Consider the following 16658-nt stretch of genomic DNA (forward strand, 5'->3'; position numbering starts at 1 on the left):
CGATGTAGTAATGACCAGTCATAGAGCCGCTATCAGTCTGCAGTAACCATTGCTTCAGGAACACCACACGCCTGAAAGCGTTGGAATACTATAGTGCCACCATGCGATATTTCGGTAAAATCCGCTGAGGCAAGACACCTGAAAGGTTAAGAAAATGGATTTTTCCCTGTCATCACCCCTGTCTGGGTGCGCTGAACTGACTTGTTGCAGCAGCACCTCATGCTTGGTGCCCTCATCGCGTTGTAGGTCAACGGAGATTAGGGTGACGCCTTCACCCCATTGCTTACCGGCAGCTGCCAGAGCAGACATATCTGCATACCGTATCAAAAAGATCGGCTTTATCTTTCGTACTAAGCCAATACATCAAATTTAGGCTATGTCGCTACTTATACCTATTTTATGGCATACACCCCTAAGTATTATCGCCGTCGCGCAAAGTAATTTCATGCAGAACGATTATAACCTTATATCTAAAACCCAAAGCCTTACTTATCAGGAGAAACAAGAATGAACGACCTCGCCGTTTATGGACTAATCGCTCTAGGGGCACTTGCAATAGCCGGACTAGGAATAAAACTAACTTTAAATTACAAGGGCGGAACTAAAAACAACCTGAAGAATGTCAACATCAATGGGTCGTATACCGGGAGGGACAATCGTGGGTTGGATTCTAAACAAGATAAGGAACGCTAATTTTTTTGGCCCCTATGCTGGCCGCGACATCATCAATCAAAACATCCTTCCTAAACCTACGCAGATGGACCTACTAATAGACGTATACAAAGATGAAGTGAAGAACGGAACGGAAGTAGATAGCCTTATCGACGAACTCATGCACTACAATAGCAAAAAATATGAAATCAGAAATCTCGAAACAAAACTGCTAGAGGTAAACCTAGAAGAACTCGTCAAGGAAGCCGAGGAATTAAAACAATTGATATCCATGCTGATATTAAAAAACCAAAACTACAAGTCTGCGCAAAAAATCATCACACTACTTCTAGATGAAGTAGCAAGCATCTTCAACAGCAAAATAAAGCCATGTATAACATGTGAGATAACTAAGTCAGCAGCAGAGCAGCTCATCTCACAACATTTGGAAACAGAAGTAAGGAAACACTTAGGTGAAAACGTACTAGAAATTTACAATCGACAAATCAAAGGCATGCTTTACTTTTTAACTGGAAACTGCCATCTGGAGTGGAAATAGTGCTCCTATACAATAAGGCATTTGACCCGATCCACACTGTTCTAAGGCTCGTTACAATTTGCCAGAATAGCTCAATCAATCCAGTGGAGGTAGAGCGGCTTCAGATTTTCAACTTTTTACTGGCTTTCCCTGCTCACATTGCGGACATGCCTCTACCTCGAGAAATGCTTCAAGCGAAGAACAAGTTTAAAAAATATCGCTCACCCTATAATAATTTTGAACCATACACACTATTCAACAGAATAAATCCAACATTTTTCTCCGCCCTTCAAATTGCTGAGAATATTGGTTTTATGAAAACTTTACAGAACGGTGAAATTGAGCTACACAAGGAGCTCATACCTACCGAGCTCGATGCAATCATAAATGCCGAAAGCAGCAGCATACCTAAAGAAGCCCTGGCTTTTGAGATGGAATATCTTTCAAATATGCCGATACTTGGGAAAGCAGGATTAAAAGCGGCAAGCAAATTAATGGACTTTAAATATGATCATCCGAAAGCCAACAATCAAAGTTAACCGACTTCTTGCTTCTAAGTCAGGCCGTCCAGTATACGACGAAAAATTTCACACGGGCCTAAACATTCTCTCAGGATGCAATGGTGGAGGTAAGACGTCCGTCATACAGTTACTTGTATACGGTCTAGGATACGAAGTCCAAAACTGGAAAGAAGAAGCAGGTTCCTGCGACGAAGTATTTGTTGAATGCTCATTGAATGGACAAACAGTAACCCTGAACCGTGCGCTACAAGCTCAGCGAGCGAGCATGCAGTTTTTTTTTGGCGACCTTGAGTCAGGACTGAAAGCCGGTCGTGGGGAATGGTATTCTTACCCGTATAATGCTGGCGCCAAAGAAAGCTTTTCGCAAAAACTCTTTGATCTATTGGAGATCCCTGAGGTAAAGCTTGACGCAAGCGAAAACCTAACAATGCACCAACTATTACGACTTATATATGGAAACCAAGCCAACCCACCATCTAGCATATTCAACATAGAAGCCTTTGATTCTGCTTTCAAGAGAGAAGCGATTGGAAAATACCTGTGCGGGCTTTACGACAACGACCTGTACAACGAAAAGATTGAACTTAGCACCAGCGAAAAAGCACTAGACAAAATAATAACTGAAATCAGAGCAATCACGAATATCCTAGGGAAAACCGAGATATCTTCTGAATTATTCACTACTGAGCAGTTACGCAACTCTTATCTTGCAGAGATAAAATCTATAAAAGCAGAGATAATGACTAGGCAAGAGGACAACAAAGCAACCTACAAGGAAGAAAAAAAGGCCACCAACCAATCCGCCAACGACATCATCAAAATCAAAGAATCTCTTTATGACACAGAGGTTGCTCAGAGAGACCTAGAGTTTGAAGTAGAGGACATTCGGCTTTTTCTTAGCGAACTAAACCAAAAACTTCAAGAAATAGAAGACTCCATGAATGCAGGCAACGCTTTATCATCCATAGCATTTAAAATCTGCCCCTGCTGTTTTTCCGAACTACCAGAAGCAATTGACAATTCATGCTCTCTCTGCGGCAGCAACGACTACTTGGAACGCAGAAGCACCAACATGCTTAGAATGAAAAACGAATTAAGCATCCAGTTGAAAGAGTCACATAAAATTCACGAAAGGAAATCACAAGCTTTAGATGACATAGCTAAGAAAAAGAAAGAACTCGAATCAGAGCTTAGAAAAAACATAACCAAAACAGTGGCTGTTATCCCCACACACAACAGCACGAGAGAAAAAGAGCTCTTTGCTCTTTACACAAAAACTGGCGAGCTAGAGCAGAAAATAGCAGACCTAGAGCGTACAGAGGAGCTAAGAAATGCAATAAATTCTCTATCTGAAAAAAGACAGAGCATCCAGGACAAAGTTTCCGCGCTAAAAAACTCAATCGAACTCAAAGAAAATCTTGCGAGAATTCGACCAGGGGAAGTTAACAACATAATTTCAGACTGCGTTATTTCATTTTTGAAGTCTGACTCTGGAAGCGAAAAAGAATTCCAAGAGGCAAGCAAAATTGAATACGACTTTGCGGCCAGCAGAGTATCTGTGAACGATAAAACATACTTCTCCGAAAGCTCTATATCCTATCTCAACAACGCCTTCCACCTCGCACTTTTAAAACTCTCCTTAACAAAGGATTATGCTCGGTTTCCTAGACTATTGATACTGGACGGAATTGAGAACTTCGGGCTAGAGGATCAACGTTCACAGAACTTCCAAATGAATATAAAAAACTATTTCTCCAAAGAGCCAATTGAATACCAAATAATCATTGCAACTAAAATCATTCACCCAGATTTAAATACTCCGGAAGTTAGAGTTGGCGAACACTTCACCAAAGACGCCAAGAGCCTCAAAATGTAATATCCCAATTTCTCTAAATGCGCATCCTCTTCCCACTGCGACCTACACCGCCAAGCATAACCAACAAAACTTCCCCTGCCCTGCAGGGGAAGAGAGTATCCAGAGCACAAAAACTCACCATTCTGCTCCGGAATGGGTTATTTCTTCAATCAGATCTCTAATGACGGTAAACTATTGACGATATTCTGAGTTTGAATACTAACATTCACCACTCGCTGGAACAGCTCCAACGGGTACTTGGGATTGCCCATGGTCTCGACAGCCCAGTCATTCGCATCATTGACGATTCCACTGGCCTTGTCAGTACGTACCGCCTGGCGCTCCATCACCCAGTCCAACGCGGCCTTGCCGTTCACCACATAATCCCAAGCCGCATCGGGGATACCTTTTAGGGTGATCCGCTGGTTGTAAATGACGGTAGTTTTGTCGCCCTTCTTGGCTAACTTCATTTTCTCTACCCGGTAATCAGAACCAGTCAACGTACCTTTGGCTTCGATGGTCAGGGGGTAAGGTTCGACGGTTTCGTAGTTCAGGTGAAGATCGGCCAATGCACGGCCGGCCTTGCTGAAGGCCCAGAAGTCGGCAGCCTTCTTCACTGCCGGAATGCGTGGCAACTCCTTGCTCAGGTTGTCAGCAAAACGCTCACGGTAGTCCGGACAATGGAGGATCCCGTAGACGTAGTAGAAAAGGTCCTCCTTGCTGATCTGCTCACTTGGGTAGGCCGCGCGGAAGTGAGACAGACCTGCATCTGTGATGGCGTCCCGACGACGCAGCCCTCCCTCAACCGGCTCAGCAAAAAGGTCGTCATCGGAAGCCTGAGCTACTTCGTCGTAGAGGAAGAGTGGGAAGCATTGACCACCACCATCAGGCTGCAAGCAGGTAACACTATCGACCATATAAGCGATCTGGCCGTCACCCCGCCAATTTCCCTTAACCATAATGGCTCTGTTTTCAGACTTTGCATCCGGGAAGATGCGCGGCATCTGGTAAACCATCTCGTTGAAGCGACGATTAAAGTACAACCACTGTTTGGTGAAGGGTCGATATAGACTAGGCACTAGGCAGTTGGCGTCGAAGGCGTAACTGCGATCTTTTCCAAGATCCTGTTTCAGTGCGCGAGTCCAACTAATGCAGGTCGGATTAGTGTCAATGAAACCATCAACCCTCACCTGACGTGCCTTGGTATCTATCCCTGGATACTCCGTATTGAAGCGTTTCACTTCGGCGTTGTAGAAGCCAATCATGCTACGCATATTGACTTCTAACTTGTGCTTGCTGGTGCCGTAGGCCCAGGAATCTCGACCGGTCGCAACACCCAGTGAGAAGCTGTCGAATAGCTTGGGCGCATCCCCCTTCTTGTCTCCCATCAAGATGAACTGACTGAAACTATCGTCGCGCTGCTTGAGCCAGTCACCGTGCTCATCCGGGATAATTGACTGCCACTGCTCGATACCGGCTACGCTAGCGTAGCTAGCAATCTTCTCAAGCTTCTCCTCACGACTGAGATAATCGCCAATGTCATGGAAATAAATTTGCCCATGAGTCTGCGCCTCGGGATTCTTGACTAGCAGGGTTATGGCGATGGGGGTACGACTGCCGCTACCGAAAATCTTGCCCCCTTCCTTCCGCGAGATTTCCCCGCTGGTTCGTTGGTTGCCACGCAAATGGAACACATAGAGGCTAGAGAACTCATCCACTAGGCATTTGCGCATGCCGTCAGAAGACGTCGACTCTAGATAGCCAGCATTGGTGACAAAGCCAATAACACCTGCGTCGCCAATACGGTCGCTGGCCCAGCGGATCGCACGGATATAGCTGTCATATATGTTCTTTACGGACGTCATTGAGGAGCGTGCCGCATATGTAGATGCGATACAGGCATCGAGCGATGGGTATGCAAGGTTAGTATTGTTATCATTCGCACTACCTTGCCCAATTGAATAGGGCGGGTTTCCTACGATCACTCGAATATCCAGCGCCTTCTGCCGCTTACGTCGAGCACTGTTATCCACTAGCAGCTCGTCGACCAGATCATCTTTCTCGTACATCTGGAATGTATCGGTCAAGCAGATACCCTCGAACGGGGTGTAGTTATCAAATACCTCGCTATGATAAGCCGCCTCGATATTAATGGCAGCAATGTAGTAGGCCAGCAACACCAATTCGTTAGCATGGATTTCGTGTTTGTATTTGTGCGCCAGTTCTTCAGGCTTAATCAACCCGGACTGCAGTAAGCGGGTAATGAATGTGCCAGTGCCGGTAAAGGGGTCGATAATATGGACACCCTTGCTACCCAGGGTCTGACCGAATTCCTTCTGCAGCAGATGATTTACGCTGTGAAGTATGAAATCCACCACCTCAACCGGGGTATAGACGATGCCCAAGCGCTCGGTCATTTTGGGGAATGCGTTGCGGAAGAATTTGTCGTACAGTTCGACGATGATCTTCTGCTTACCCTGGGCGTTGTCGATGCCCGCTGCACGTTGGCGCACGCTGGCGTAGAACTTTTCCAGGGTATCAGCTTCCTTGGCCAGATGGTGCTCGTGCAGCGCGTCCAGCACACCTTGCATGGCCTTGGACATGGGGTTGTGGCTGGCAAAGCTGTACTCATCAAACAGCGCATCGAACACAGGTTTAGTTACCAGGTGCTGAGCGAGCATTTCGACAATCTCGCCATCGGTGATGCTGTCGTTGAGGTCGTCACGCAGCTCGGCGGCGAATGCCTCGAAAGTGGCTTTCTCGTTTGTGTATTCCGGGTTTTCCAGAATGCCCTGGATACGATCGATGTGGGTGCGGGCGATCTTCGCAATGTCGTTGGCCCAGTCTTCCCAGTGGTGGCGGTTGCCACACTTGTCGACGATCTTGGCGTAGATGGCCTTCTCGATTTCACCGACCTCATAGGTCAGCTCAGCCTGTTGAGTCATCTGACCTTCGGCATCGTATTTAGCGCGCTTTTCGCCAATGCCGTATTGGCCTTTACCGGCCTTGCCGTTGCTGGTGCCAGTGGTTTTCTTGGCCTTCTTCTCAGCTTTGTCGGTGATGGCGATAACTTCCATCTTGCGCGGGTCTGAGCCAATCAGGTCGAGCTTGTTGACCATGGCATCGAAACTGTCGTCGTGCGAACGCAACGCCTGGAGCACCTGCCAGACCACCTTGTAGGTCTGGTTGTCGTTGAGCGCTTCGTGAGGTTCCATGCCGGCCGGGATAACCACCGGCAGCACAACATAGCCACGCTTCTTGCCCGGTGCGTTGCGCATCACGCGGCCAACGGACTGCACCACATCCACCTGGGAGTTGCGTGGTGTGAGGAAGAGCACGGCATCCAACGCCGGCACGTCCACGCCCTCAGACAGACACCGTACGTTACTGAGAATACGGCAGGTATTGGCCGGCGCCTCCGCCTTCAGCCACTTCAGTTTGGCTTCCTTCTGACTGGCATTCATGCCGCCATCGACGTGCTCAGCCTCGCAGGTCAGCCGAGCGGCCTCGTCGATTTCCTCGGACTCCTGATAAGCCTCCACGACCGACTGGAACATGTCGGCAATATTGACGGAACTGACCTTGTGCTTCGTGCCCTTGTAATTGGGCGAAATAACCTGGCAAAACGCTACAGCACGCTTCATCGGTTCATCATCACCGACTAGCTGCTCATGCAGGCCTTGCTTGGCCAGTGCCTTCCAGCAGCCAACAATCTTGGCCGCGTCATCCACTTTGAGCTGGTTGTTTTCGTCCTTCAGCATGTCCTGAAGGCGGCGACTGATGGTGCTCTCCTCAACGGTGAGTACCAGCACCTTGTAATCAGTGAGCAGGCCGCGCTGCACAGCTTCGGAGAAGTTGATGACGAACAACTCCTTGCCGTACAGGGCTTCGTCATCCATCGAGCACAGCGTGACCTCGCCCGACTCTGCCTTAACCTTGGCACTGTCACCGTAGATCCGTGGCGTGGCTGTCATATATAAGCGTTTGGCAGCGCGAATATCGGCACCATCGTGAATCCGTACGAAATTGCTTTCGTCGTCATCACCGAAGGTAGCGCCTGTGGTGCGGTGCGCCTCGTCGCAGATCACCAGATCGAAGTCAGCCAAGCCATGCTCATGCTGAGCACGGCTGATCACATCGATGGAGTGATAGGTAGAGAACACCACGCTCATATGCTCAACGTCGTGACGCTTGCGCATTTCCGCAGCCAGACGATCCGACTTTGTCGTCGCCGGGTAACGCAGCTCGTGGGTGAATACCTGAACCGCGTCATCCTCAGCCTTGCGCTTCTTACCTACGTCACTGTCGGAGCAGACCGCGAAGCTGTGCAGCGGGGTTTCAGTTTCCTGTGTCCACTCTGTGAGCGTCTGCGACAGCAGGGACAAGCTAGGCACCAAAAAAAGCACACGCTTGCCCTTACCAGCCAGGCGTTCTGCAATCTTCAGGCTGGTAAACGTTTTGCCGGTGCCGCAAGCCATGATCAGCTTGCCGCGCTCAGCGTCCTTGAGCCCTGCGGCGACAGCGTTCAATGCTGTCTGCTGGTGCTCACGCAGCTGCTTCTTGGATTTGAGCGCGACTGACTTGCTGGACTGGTACTTGGCCCAGTCAATCTGACTGTCTTCCAGGGCTTGCAAATCAATCTTGTTGATCGAAAGATGTTGGCCCTGCAAAGCATCCTCGGCGTGCTCGCTCCAGTCGTTGGTGGTGGTAACGATGATGCGGTGCGAGAACGGAGCTTTACCCGAGGCGGTGAAGAAACTATCGATGTCCCTCTTCTGGACCTTGTAGTCCTCGGCGTACAGCTTGCACTGGATGGCGTGGTACTCACCTGTGCCCTGAGTGCGCGCAACCAGATCAATGCCCGCATCCTTACCGCTCAAGCCATGGTCTTTGGCCCAATCGACATACGTCCACACCTGATCGTACAGGTCACGGTAGGTCGCTTCGTTGCGCAGGTAGACGCAGATCAGCTCCTCGAAATAGGTGCCCTTCTCACGCTCTGTCAGCGCGGCACTGCGGTAGGAGTCTAGAAGAGTAGAGAGAGCGGTCATCACACGATCCTTAGGAATACTGCAGCGCCCGCCTGAGGCGCAAAATTCCGGAAGTGTACCAATAGCTAGGCCGAGAAGCCTATGCAGCTGTGCACGTGCTTACGGTTTATAGCCGTACCGAACTCGTTGAGAAGCGCCTCCACCCCGCCAGTCTCCTAAAGAGCTTGAGCACATTGCCCCCTCACCATCAAGCTTATGACACCGAATCAGAACACTGGCTTTCCAGTTGGCATTCCAAAGGTCAGAACTAACCGATAAAAACTCAATAAATCCAGATAATTAAACAGTCTGTTCAAATTACCCCGGCCCACCAACTCTCAACGACAAGGCCCGGCCAGTGCGGGCCTTGTCGCATCTGGAGATTCATCCCGGGAGACCTCATGCGCCAGGCACTGCTGATCATCGACGTCCAACCCTGCTTCTCCCCGCCGCAATGGCTGATCGACGGCATTCAATCGCTGATCGGCAAGCTTCCCAGCGTCGCCACGGTCGAGCGCCATGATGAAACTCGCACACCGTTCCAGCGCTAGCTCGGCTGGCATCCGGCGGCGGACGATGACAGCCTGATCGCCGCAGACCGTATCTTCATCAAATACGGCTACGCGCCCTCCCTGGACACAATCAAATACCTGAAAAGCCTGAATCTGGGTCGCGGGCTGGTCTGCGATCTGCAAACCGAAACCTGCTGCCTGACTGCCGGGTTTGGGCTGTTCGATGCCGGCTTGCAGCCGACATTGCTCACGGATCTGACGGTGGGCTCTTCGCTGGATCGTTCGGGCGGGCTGGGGATGCGGTTATGGGAACATCACTTCAAGCACACGCTGACGTCGAGTGAACTTCGCTCCTGTCTGCAGGCGTCCTAGGAAATTTCCCGCAACCCGCGTCGACTTCCATGAACTGGTTCAAGATGCTTCCAAACGCTAGTCTTCGCGCTCCGCTGCAACCCGGCAGATGGTTTACCAAAGGGATTCGCCGGGAGCCTGAAACCATGGAGCCTCGTCATGAAAAAAGACACCCCAAGCCTGCCTGATCAAACACCGTCTCACGAGACCGAATCGAAAGAACCGGCTGTGCTTGCCCAGCCTCAGGAATACGTGAGAAAGCCGCGTCGCACCCTGCCGTTTAACGAGATTTTCTCCGTGCGCACCGATGTGGACACGGCCACTCTGCTGACCCATGCCTGTGAAACCCTGGCGGCGCTCAACATGATGACGGCGAACATCGCCGATGATTTCACAGGCTCTCAGCGCAGCCGGTTGCTGGCGATCCGGCAGCTGTCGATCATGACCGAAATGCTGGTCAATCGGGCCGTGGAGAACCTTGATCCGGTGAATCTGGTGCCCCGTACGACGGCGCCTGTCGTGCACTGAAAAACGAACGCTCGTCGATGACGCAAGTCGTTCATCGACATGAACTTTTCTTCACCCCGGCGGCGGTGATGGCCGTGTACATTGGCCTCGCTCATTCAAGAAACTACGGTTCGCCCGCGCTCCTGCGGGCTTTTTTTTGCCTGCGTTTTGCCTGGCAGGCGATAGACGCAGGTGTCTTGCTCGCCGTGCCGTTCCGATTGCCGGGCCCTTGGGTGGATCCTGATCAACACAAACCCGACAGCCTCGGCCAGACGCCGGCTTCGCGCATTGGCAGAGGACGCCGTCAGGTAAAAGGTGAATTCAGGAAGGTTGTTGAGCAGGTGCGTGAGGGCGGCGCGCATGTAGCCCTTGCCCGATTGTTCGGTGTTGGCCCAATAGCCCACGACATAGCGGTTGCGCGAGCGGGGCTTGAGTCCGATGCAACCGATCAGCGCTTGCCCGTCCTCGGTCACGATCAGCCATCGTCGCTCGCCGGTTTCGCTGTTGAATTCTTTTCGGGCCTTCAGCAGGAACTCGAGCGCCTGCTCCGCGTTGGTGTACTCACGCGGCCAAGGCAGAAATTCCGAATGATCGAGGTAGCTGGCGTTCAGCGCCTGCTGAAACAACGAATAAAACGCCGGATCCGCCGGTATCAGTCGCAGCGACTGCTCCCCCGTCTTGAATGCCCATTCCATCATGTCCTCCTTGAACGACGAATCACATAACCGGATGTGAAGTGAATCAGGGAAATTTATAGTGCTCTGCGTTCGGCGATCCAGTTGTGTTTTCCGTCCGGCCGGACAATTCTGTCAACAATTCCCTGCTTCCGGAGCACCCGATGCCGCTGCTGACCCTGCCCTGTCAACACCTGACGCTCGCGGTACTCGACCCGGATCAAGCGCCGCTGGAAAGCGCGTTCTACCAGCGCAATCAACGTCACCTCGCGCCTTGGTCGCCGATCCGCACCACCGATTACTTTTCCACTGAACAGATCCGGCGGCGCCTTGAGATACAGGCCAGCGCCTTCGAAGCCGGGCTGGCGGTGCATATGGCGTTGCTGACCCCGGACGGCGCGCAGATGATCGGCGCCTGCAATTTCAGCGGGATCATTCGCGGTGCGTTTCAGGCGTGTTATCTGGGCTATCACATCGACGAGGCGCATCAGGGCAAGGGTTTGATGCAGGAAGCGCTGGAGGCGGCCATCGCCTATATGTTCGAGACTCAGAACCTGCACCGGATCATGGCCAACTACATTCCCGGCAATGAACGCAGCGCCCGGTTGCTGGAGCGCCTCGGGTTCGAGCGTGAAGGCTATGCCAAGGCGTACCTGAACATTGCCGGACGCTGGCAGGATCATGTGCTGACGGCGCGGGTCAATCAGCGTTTCGAAACGTCGGAGCAACGCTGGTCACGACCGCTGTCGTGACGTTCACAAATTATTAAGGATTGGCCGCGTAAGCTCGGGTTTCCGCTCACTTCCGGTTGCCTGAACCCATGTCGCGTGCCGCCTCTTCCCTGCTTCTGCTTGCCGCTCTGCTGTTCTTTTTCGCCCTCGGCAGCCATCAACTGCAAGGCTCCACCGAGGCCCGGGTTGCGGGCATTGCGATGGAGATGCACCTGGACAACGACTGGGTGACGCCGCGTCTGTTCGGCGAGCCCTTTCTGGAAAAACCGCCCCTGAGCCTGTGGCTGGACGCCGGCGCCCTGCGGGTTTTCGGTGTCTCGCCCTGGGCGGTGCGACTGGCGTCGGCGGTGGCCGGGTTGCTCAGCGTGATGCTGCTGTACGCCATGTTGCGGCGCTTCGAACGCCCGAAGGCCATCGCCTGGACGGCGGGGATTCTGCTGGCGACCATGGCCAGTTACTGGAGCAACGTGCGCGGGGTCGGCGAGGATGCTCTGCTTGCCCTCGGCGTGACCATGACTTTGCTGGCCTTTTTTCAAGCGCAGCGAGCATCGAACCCGGGCAACTCGTTGCTGTTTGTAGTCGGGATTGCGATCGCCACGCTGAGCAAAGGCGTGCTCGGGCTGGCGATGCCGGGCGTGGTGATTTTCGCTTTTCTGCTGGCCGACAACCTGATGGACAGGCGCTTCAAGCTGACGGACTGGCTGCGTCCGGGTTTGCTGACCCTTGTTGGTCTGATCCCGCTGATGATCTGGCTCGCCGTGCTCTATCAGCGCGGTGGCGTCCAGGCCGTCAGCGAAGTGTTGCTGACCAACAGCGTCGGACGTTTCAGCGGATCGTTCGTCGAAGCCGGCCACTACGAGCCGTTCTACTATTACCTCGCCAAGCTGCCGCAGGCGTTCCTGCCGTGGAACATTCTGGTGTACCTGGGTCTGTGGCATTTTCGCAAGGAGCTGAAGGCCAACCGTTACCTGCTGTTTTTCAGCCTGTGGATCATTGCGCAGTTCATCCTGCTGACCCTGGCCTCAAGCAAACGCACGGTGTACCTGATGTCGATGACACCCGCAGCGGCAGTGATCGCAGCGGAATATGCGGGCGTGCTGTTCGACCGGTTGAAGGATCACAAGAATGGTGTTGTCGGACGAATCGCCCGGCATCGTCAGACAGTGGCGGCGGGCATATTGGCGGTGGTCATCGCCAGCTACCTTGGCGCCGCGCAATGGGCACTGCCCAACGCCGATAAACACCTGTCGTTCCTGCCGCTGACCGAACACATTCAGGCCCTGCAGGCGAGCGGCAATCAGGTTGCGTTGTTTCAAGCCAACGAACGGGTCGGCGGCGCCAGCGTGTTCTACACCCAAAGCGTCCTGAAGGGCCTGGACACCGATGCACAGCTACGGGAATTTCTCAGTGCATCGCCATCGCACATCGCCGTGATGTCGGGAGACAGCGAACCCGCCGCACCGCTGAAAGTCCACAAGACCATGATGGTCGGGCGCCAGGCGTATTACTTCGTGGGCTATTGAAACCACAGCAGCACAAACGAAAAACCCGCCGGTGATGGCGGGTTTTTCATTTCACCGGCGAGGACTTAGAGAGAAACCTCAGGCTGTGCGCCGAACACCTTTCGCTCACGCTTGCTCAACACCGGCAATTCCAGACGAGCCCGCCCGTAAAACGCCAGCGCCGTCAGCAAACACGCCAGCCACACGAAGATGCCGGCCCAGAACGTATGGGACATGTAGTGCCAGCCCTGTAGGACTCGCGTAGTGCCGTAGACAAAACCGAGCAGCAGCGAGCCCCACAACAACGCGCTGGAGAAACGCCACTGGTAACGACGCGCCACGAAATACAGCGCCAGCATGGTGAAACCACCGGAAGCATGACCGCCCGGCCAGCAACGTCCTTCACCCGCTTCGTGGAACAGCTGGAAATTGTTGTACCACTCGATGTGCGGCATCTTTCCGCCGTACAACGTGGTCTCGATCGGGCAGTAGACGCTGGTGTGTGCCTTGAGGAAATGGATCACCCCGGTGCAGACCGCGAAAGCCACCACCACAAACAGAAAATCCCTACGGTGATCGGCGGCAAAGCGCAGCACCGGCGCGACTTTGCAGCGCTCGAGAAAACCGCCCAGACGCGGATGCTTTTGCGGTTTCAGCAGCGGCCAGACAAACGACAACATGGCGCCGATCAAGGCGATTTCCGCCGTCCAGTTCGGAATGATCCGCGCCCACTTGTGGGTCAGTTTTTCAAAGAAGTGAATCTTGTCGAGCGGAAAGGTGTGGGTCAGTGGATCGAACAGCAAATTGCTGAAAGCGATGTCGATGTTGGTCATGTCGAACATCAGAAAAACCACAGCTGCGCAGAGCAGCGGGATGCCGAAGTTGTAAGCGTAAAAGCGGGATTTCATCGGGTGGTCACCGTGCGCCAGTCGGAGGCTTCAATGAAGCCGAGCATCTGTGGGGCCGCCGGGCTGGCGGCGGAAACAAACAGCGATGCGCCGTACCCGAGGGTCGAGGCCGGCACCTTGAGGTCTTTTTCCAGCTGCGCCATGCATTCGCTGTGGGTCACCAGAATCAGGTTGCGTCCCGGGACTTTGTGCGCGAGCGCGTCCTGCAGCATCCGGCCCTTGCAACTGATCAGCCAGTCTTCGCCGGTCGCCGCCTTGTTGAACATGTAGCCGGCGGTCTGCACGGTGCGCATCATCGGGCTGTTGTAGACGTCGGCCTTGTCCAGACCCAACTGCTCGAACTGCGCGCCGACGCTCACCGCGACACTGCGCGAGCGATCGGTGATGCCATCGTGGCCGCTCAGGCAAGCCGCTTTCGAGTGGTCGCAGCGCTCGACGTGGCGCACCAGCACGATGATTTCGCCTTTGTTCCAACCGTCCTTCAGCGCCTGCGCCCCGGCCACATTGCCGTGGGCAAGGTCCGGCACCGCCGCCGGGGCGAGCAGCCAGAGGGTCAGCGGAATGACCAGCAACGAGGCCGCCAATACCACCCAGGTGTTTCGAAAACGGGCCAGACCGCTCAGATCAATCGAGCGCTTGACGCCGAACAGACTCAGTCGCAATTCCACAAAAAGCCGCCATCACTTGTCATTCGATGCGGCGAGGTTAGAGAGCACGGCGTGGGCAGGCAGTGAAACCTATGTGAAAAAAGTCTTGTGAGTGCCTGTTACAAATTCCGTAGGACAAAATCCTTTCAGCTCTCGGATTTGCGGCCGATACAGTCCTGCTTACACCCTTGCTGGCGCAAAAAAACAACAATCTTCCAGCCTGACCGACGATCAAGACGCACAACGTTTTTCTGGAGGATTTTTGATGAATAGCTGGTTCGGCAACATCAGCGTGAACCTGAAACTGGGGCTCGGATTCGGCCTCGTCCTGGCCCTGACCTGCATCCTGGCGCTCACTGGCTGGACCAGCCTGGGCGGCCTGATTGACCGCAGCAACTGGATGAGCGACATCACCCAGCTCAACGCTGGCCTGACCAAACTGCGCGTGGTGCGCCTGCAATACATGCTGACCAATGGCGATGAAACCGCCGCGCAGAATGTGCAGACCACCCTCGACGGGTTCGCCGCACAACAGCAGAAGCTGATCAGCAGCTTCAAGAGCCCGGAAAACGTCAAGCTGCTCAAGGAGCAGGCGGCGACCATCGCCGAGTACCAGACTTCGCTCAACAAGATGCGTAACGCCTACCGCACCGGCAACACGGCGCGTGACTCGATGGCCACCAGTGCCGCGACGGCCTACGGCCTGATCGAAGCGCTGAGCAACCGCGTCCAGCAAATGCCGTTGAGCGATGAGCGTTTCGAGCAGTTCCAGGCTGTCACCGCCGCCAAGGAAGCGTTCATCCTGGCGCGCTACGAAGTGCGTGGCTACACCGCCACCGCCAACGCCGAGACCGAGCAGAAAGCCGTCGGCCAACTGGATGCGGCCATCGCCAGCCTCAAGCCACTGAACATGCATTTCGCCAGCACCCAACAGGACGCCCTGCGTCAGCTGGAAACCGCATTGACCAACTACCGCAGCGCCTTGCAGGCCTTCAAGAACGCCAACACCGATGCGGTGCAGGCGCGCAAGGAAATGACCGATCAGGGCAACCTGATCGTATCGCTGAGCGAGCAGCTGTATCAGATCCAGCTCGACCGCCGTGACGCGGAAAGCGCCCAGGCCCGCACACTGCAACTGATCAGCACCCTGCTGGCGTTGCTGGTCGGCATCATCGCTGCCTTCATCATCACTCGTCAGATCACCCGTCCGCTGCAGGAAACCATGGCCGTGGTCGACCGCATCGCCAGCGGCGACCTGAGCCAGAACGTGATCGTCACCCGCCGCGACGAACTCGGCGTGCTGCAACAAGGCATCGCGCGCATGGGCGTGACCCTGCGCGACCTGATCAGCGGCATCCGCGACGGCGTGACCCAGATCGCCAGCGCCGCCGAAGAACTGTCGGCCGTGACCGAACAGACCAGCGCCGGCGTGAACAGCCAGAAGGTCGAGACCGATCAGGTCGCCACCGCGATGCACGAAATGACTGCCACCGTGCAGGAAGTCGCGCGCAATGCCGAAGAAGCCTCGCAAGCCGCAGCCGCCGCTGACGGCGAAGCCCGTGAAGGCGACAAGGTAGTGAACGAAGCCATCGCCCAGATCGAGCGTCTGGCCAGCGAAGTGGTGCGCTCCACCGAAGCCATGAGCGTGCTGCAACAGGAAAGCGACAAGATCGGCAGCGTCATGGACGTGATCAAGGCTGTGGCCGAACAGACCAACCTGCTGGCCCTCAACGCTGCCATCGAAGCGGCCCGTGCCGGTGAGGCCGGTCGCGGTTTTGCCGTGGTCGCCGATGAAGTCCGTGGCCTGGCCCAGCGCACTCAGAAATCCACCGAGGAAATCGAAGGCCTGGTGGCCGGTCTGCAGAACGGCACGCAGCAAGTGGCCGCCGTGATGAACAACAGCCGCGCCCTGACCGACAGCAGCGTCGCCCTGACCCGCAAGGCCGGCGACTCGCTGGAAAACATCACCCGCACGGTGTCGAACATCCAGTCGATGAACCAGCAGATCGCCGCTGCCGCCGAACAGCAAAGCGCCGTGGCCGAAGAAATCAGCCGCAGCATCATCAACGTCCGTGACGTGTCGGAACAGACCGCGGCGGCGAGTGATGAGACCGCCAAGTCCAGCGTTGAACTGGCGCGGTTGGGTGGGCAGTTGCAGCAGATGGTGAGTCATTTCCGCGTCTGATCACCCCTTTTACCCCGCTGGCAACGGCGGGGTTTCGGGTTTCAAA

General features: G+C 54.3%; 11 protein-coding genes and 3 pseudogenes. 9 read left to right on the top strand and 5 right to left on the bottom strand.

All coding sequences use genetic code 11. From position 1 onward, the window contains the following. Positions 1 to 54: 54 nt before the first annotated feature. Positions 55 to 309, bottom strand: coding sequence for a hypothetical protein (locus CAF80_RS28490; RefSeq protein ID WP_139831660.1), 255 nt, complete (start codon positions 307 to 309; stop codon positions 55 to 57). A 349-nt stretch (positions 310 to 658) separates the two neighbouring features. Between CAF80_RS28490 and CAF80_RS05315 the strand changes: the two genes are divergently transcribed. From CAF80_RS05315 to CAF80_RS05325, 3 genes are read left to right on the top strand one after another with little or no spacing between them, the layout of a single operon-like run. After that, positions 659 to 1210 carry an ABC-three component system protein gene (locus tag CAF80_RS05315; protein WP_085714335.1) on the top strand — a complete coding sequence of 184 codons (552 nt, stop codon included), beginning with the start codon at positions 659 to 661 and terminating at the stop codon, positions 1208 to 1210. Continuing rightward, positions 1210 to 1728 carry an ABC-three component system middle component 5 gene (locus CAF80_RS05320; RefSeq protein ID WP_085666929.1) on the top strand — a complete coding sequence of 173 codons (519 nt, stop codon included), beginning with the start codon at positions 1210 to 1212 and terminating at the stop codon, positions 1726 to 1728. The genes CAF80_RS05315 and CAF80_RS05320 overlap by 1 nt, the downstream gene beginning before the upstream one ends. Continuing rightward, positions 1697 to 3586 carry an AAA family ATPase gene (locus CAF80_RS05325; protein ID WP_134584284.1) on the top strand — a complete coding sequence of 630 codons (1890 nt, stop codon included), beginning with the start codon at positions 1697 to 1699 and terminating at the stop codon, positions 3584 to 3586. Before CAF80_RS05320 ends, CAF80_RS05325 begins: the two co-directional genes overlap by 32 nt. Before the next feature lie 149 nt (positions 3587 to 3735). Here the strand turns inward: CAF80_RS05325 and CAF80_RS05330 are convergent, their stop codons facing one another. Then, positions 3736 to 8616 (bottom strand): type ISP restriction/modification enzyme, encoded by a 4881-nt coding sequence (locus tag CAF80_RS05330; RefSeq protein ID WP_085666931.1) that lies wholly within the window; start codon positions 8614 to 8616, stop codon positions 3736 to 3738. Positions 8617 to 8996: 380 nt separating this feature from the next. Between CAF80_RS05330 and CAF80_RS05335 the strand changes: the two are divergent. Both CAF80_RS05335 and CAF80_RS05340 read left to right on the top strand, forming a co-directional pair. Next, positions 8997 to 9479, top strand: a pseudogene (locus CAF80_RS05335) (cysteine hydrolase family protein). Positions 9480 to 9617: 138 nt separating this feature from the next. Continuing rightward, positions 9618 to 9986 carry a DUF6124 family protein gene (locus CAF80_RS05340; RefSeq protein WP_085666932.1) on the top strand — a complete coding sequence of 123 codons (369 nt, stop codon included), beginning with the start codon at positions 9618 to 9620 and terminating at the stop codon, positions 9984 to 9986. 95 nt (positions 9987 to 10081) lie between these two features. On the opposite strand, the gene CAF80_RS05345 is transcribed toward CAF80_RS05340, so the two are convergent. Continuing rightward, complete coding sequence (locus CAF80_RS05345; protein WP_085666933.1) at positions 10082 to 10660, bottom strand: GNAT family N-acetyltransferase; 579 nt, start codon at positions 10658 to 10660, stop codon at positions 10082 to 10084. A gap of 143 nt (positions 10661 to 10803) precedes the next feature. On the opposite strand from CAF80_RS05345, the gene rimJ reads away from it, so the two are divergent. Together rimJ and CAF80_RS05355 are read left to right on the top strand one after the other, a co-directional pair. Next, on the top strand, positions 10804 to 11391 hold the full coding sequence (gene rimJ / locus CAF80_RS05350) for a ribosomal protein S5-alanine N-acetyltransferase (protein WP_085666934.1): 588 nt from the start codon (positions 10804 to 10806) through the stop codon (positions 11389 to 11391). A 68-nt stretch (positions 11392 to 11459) separates the two neighbouring features. Next, positions 11460 to 12893 carry a glycosyltransferase family 39 protein gene (locus CAF80_RS05355; RefSeq protein WP_085666935.1) on the top strand — a complete coding sequence of 478 codons (1434 nt, stop codon included), beginning with the start codon at positions 11460 to 11462 and terminating at the stop codon, positions 12891 to 12893. A gap of 65 nt (positions 12894 to 12958) precedes the next feature. On the opposite strand, the gene CAF80_RS05360 is transcribed toward CAF80_RS05355, so the two are convergent. Both CAF80_RS05360 and CAF80_RS05365 read right to left on the bottom strand, forming a co-directional pair. Beyond that, positions 12959 to 13780, bottom strand: a complete 822-nt coding sequence (locus tag CAF80_RS05360; RefSeq protein ID WP_085666936.1) for a phosphatase PAP2 family protein — start codon at positions 13778 to 13780, stop codon at positions 12959 to 12961. After that, complete coding sequence (locus tag CAF80_RS05365; protein WP_085666937.1) at positions 13777 to 14448, bottom strand: histidine phosphatase family protein; 672 nt, start codon at positions 14446 to 14448, stop codon at positions 13777 to 13779. Before CAF80_RS05365 ends, CAF80_RS05360 begins: the two co-directional genes overlap by 4 nt. Positions 14449 to 14692: 244 nt before the next feature. Here CAF80_RS05365 and CAF80_RS29190 point away from each other — a divergent pair. Beyond that, positions 14693 to 15754 (top strand): annotated as a pseudogene (locus CAF80_RS29190) (methyl-accepting chemotaxis protein); the annotation flags it as partial. A 261-nt stretch (positions 15755 to 16015) separates the two neighbouring features. Beyond that, positions 16016 to 16612 (top strand): annotated as a pseudogene (locus CAF80_RS29195) (methyl-accepting chemotaxis protein); the annotation flags it as partial. Between the last annotated feature and the right edge of the window lie 46 nt (positions 16613 to 16658).

Source organism: Pseudomonas sp. B34(2017), assembly GCF_002112915.1.
Lineage (GTDB): Bacteria > Pseudomonadota > Gammaproteobacteria > Pseudomonadales > Pseudomonadaceae > Aquipseudomonas > Aquipseudomonas pharyngis.

Excerpts from the sequence above, each read along its gene's own strand:
- CAF80_RS28490 (WP_139831660.1), bottom strand. The coding sequence starts at position 309 with ATGTCTGCTCTGGCAGCTGCCGGTAAGCAATGGGGTGAAGGCGTCACC.
- rimJ (WP_085666934.1), top strand. The coding sequence starts at position 10,804 with ATGCCGCTGCTGACCCTGCCCTGTCAACACCTGACGCTCGCGGTACTC.
- CAF80_RS05340 (WP_085666932.1), top strand. The coding sequence starts at position 9,618 with ATGAAAAAAGACACCCCAAGCCTGCCTGATCAAACACCGTCTCACGAG.
- CAF80_RS05325 (WP_134584284.1), top strand. The coding sequence starts at position 1,697 with ATGATCATCCGAAAGCCAACAATCAAAGTTAACCGACTTCTTGCTTCT.
- CAF80_RS05330 (WP_085666931.1), bottom strand. The coding sequence starts at position 8,616 with ATGACCGCTCTCTCTACTCTTCTAGACTCCTACCGCAGTGCCGCGCTG.
- CAF80_RS05355 (WP_085666935.1), top strand. The coding sequence starts at position 11,460 with ATGTCGCGTGCCGCCTCTTCCCTGCTTCTGCTTGCCGCTCTGCTGTTC.
- CAF80_RS05345 (WP_085666933.1), bottom strand. The coding sequence starts at position 10,660 with ATGGAATGGGCATTCAAGACGGGGGAGCAGTCGCTGCGACTGATACCG.
- CAF80_RS05360 (WP_085666936.1), bottom strand. The coding sequence starts at position 13,780 with ATGAAATCCCGCTTTTACGCTTACAACTTCGGCATCCCGCTGCTCTGC.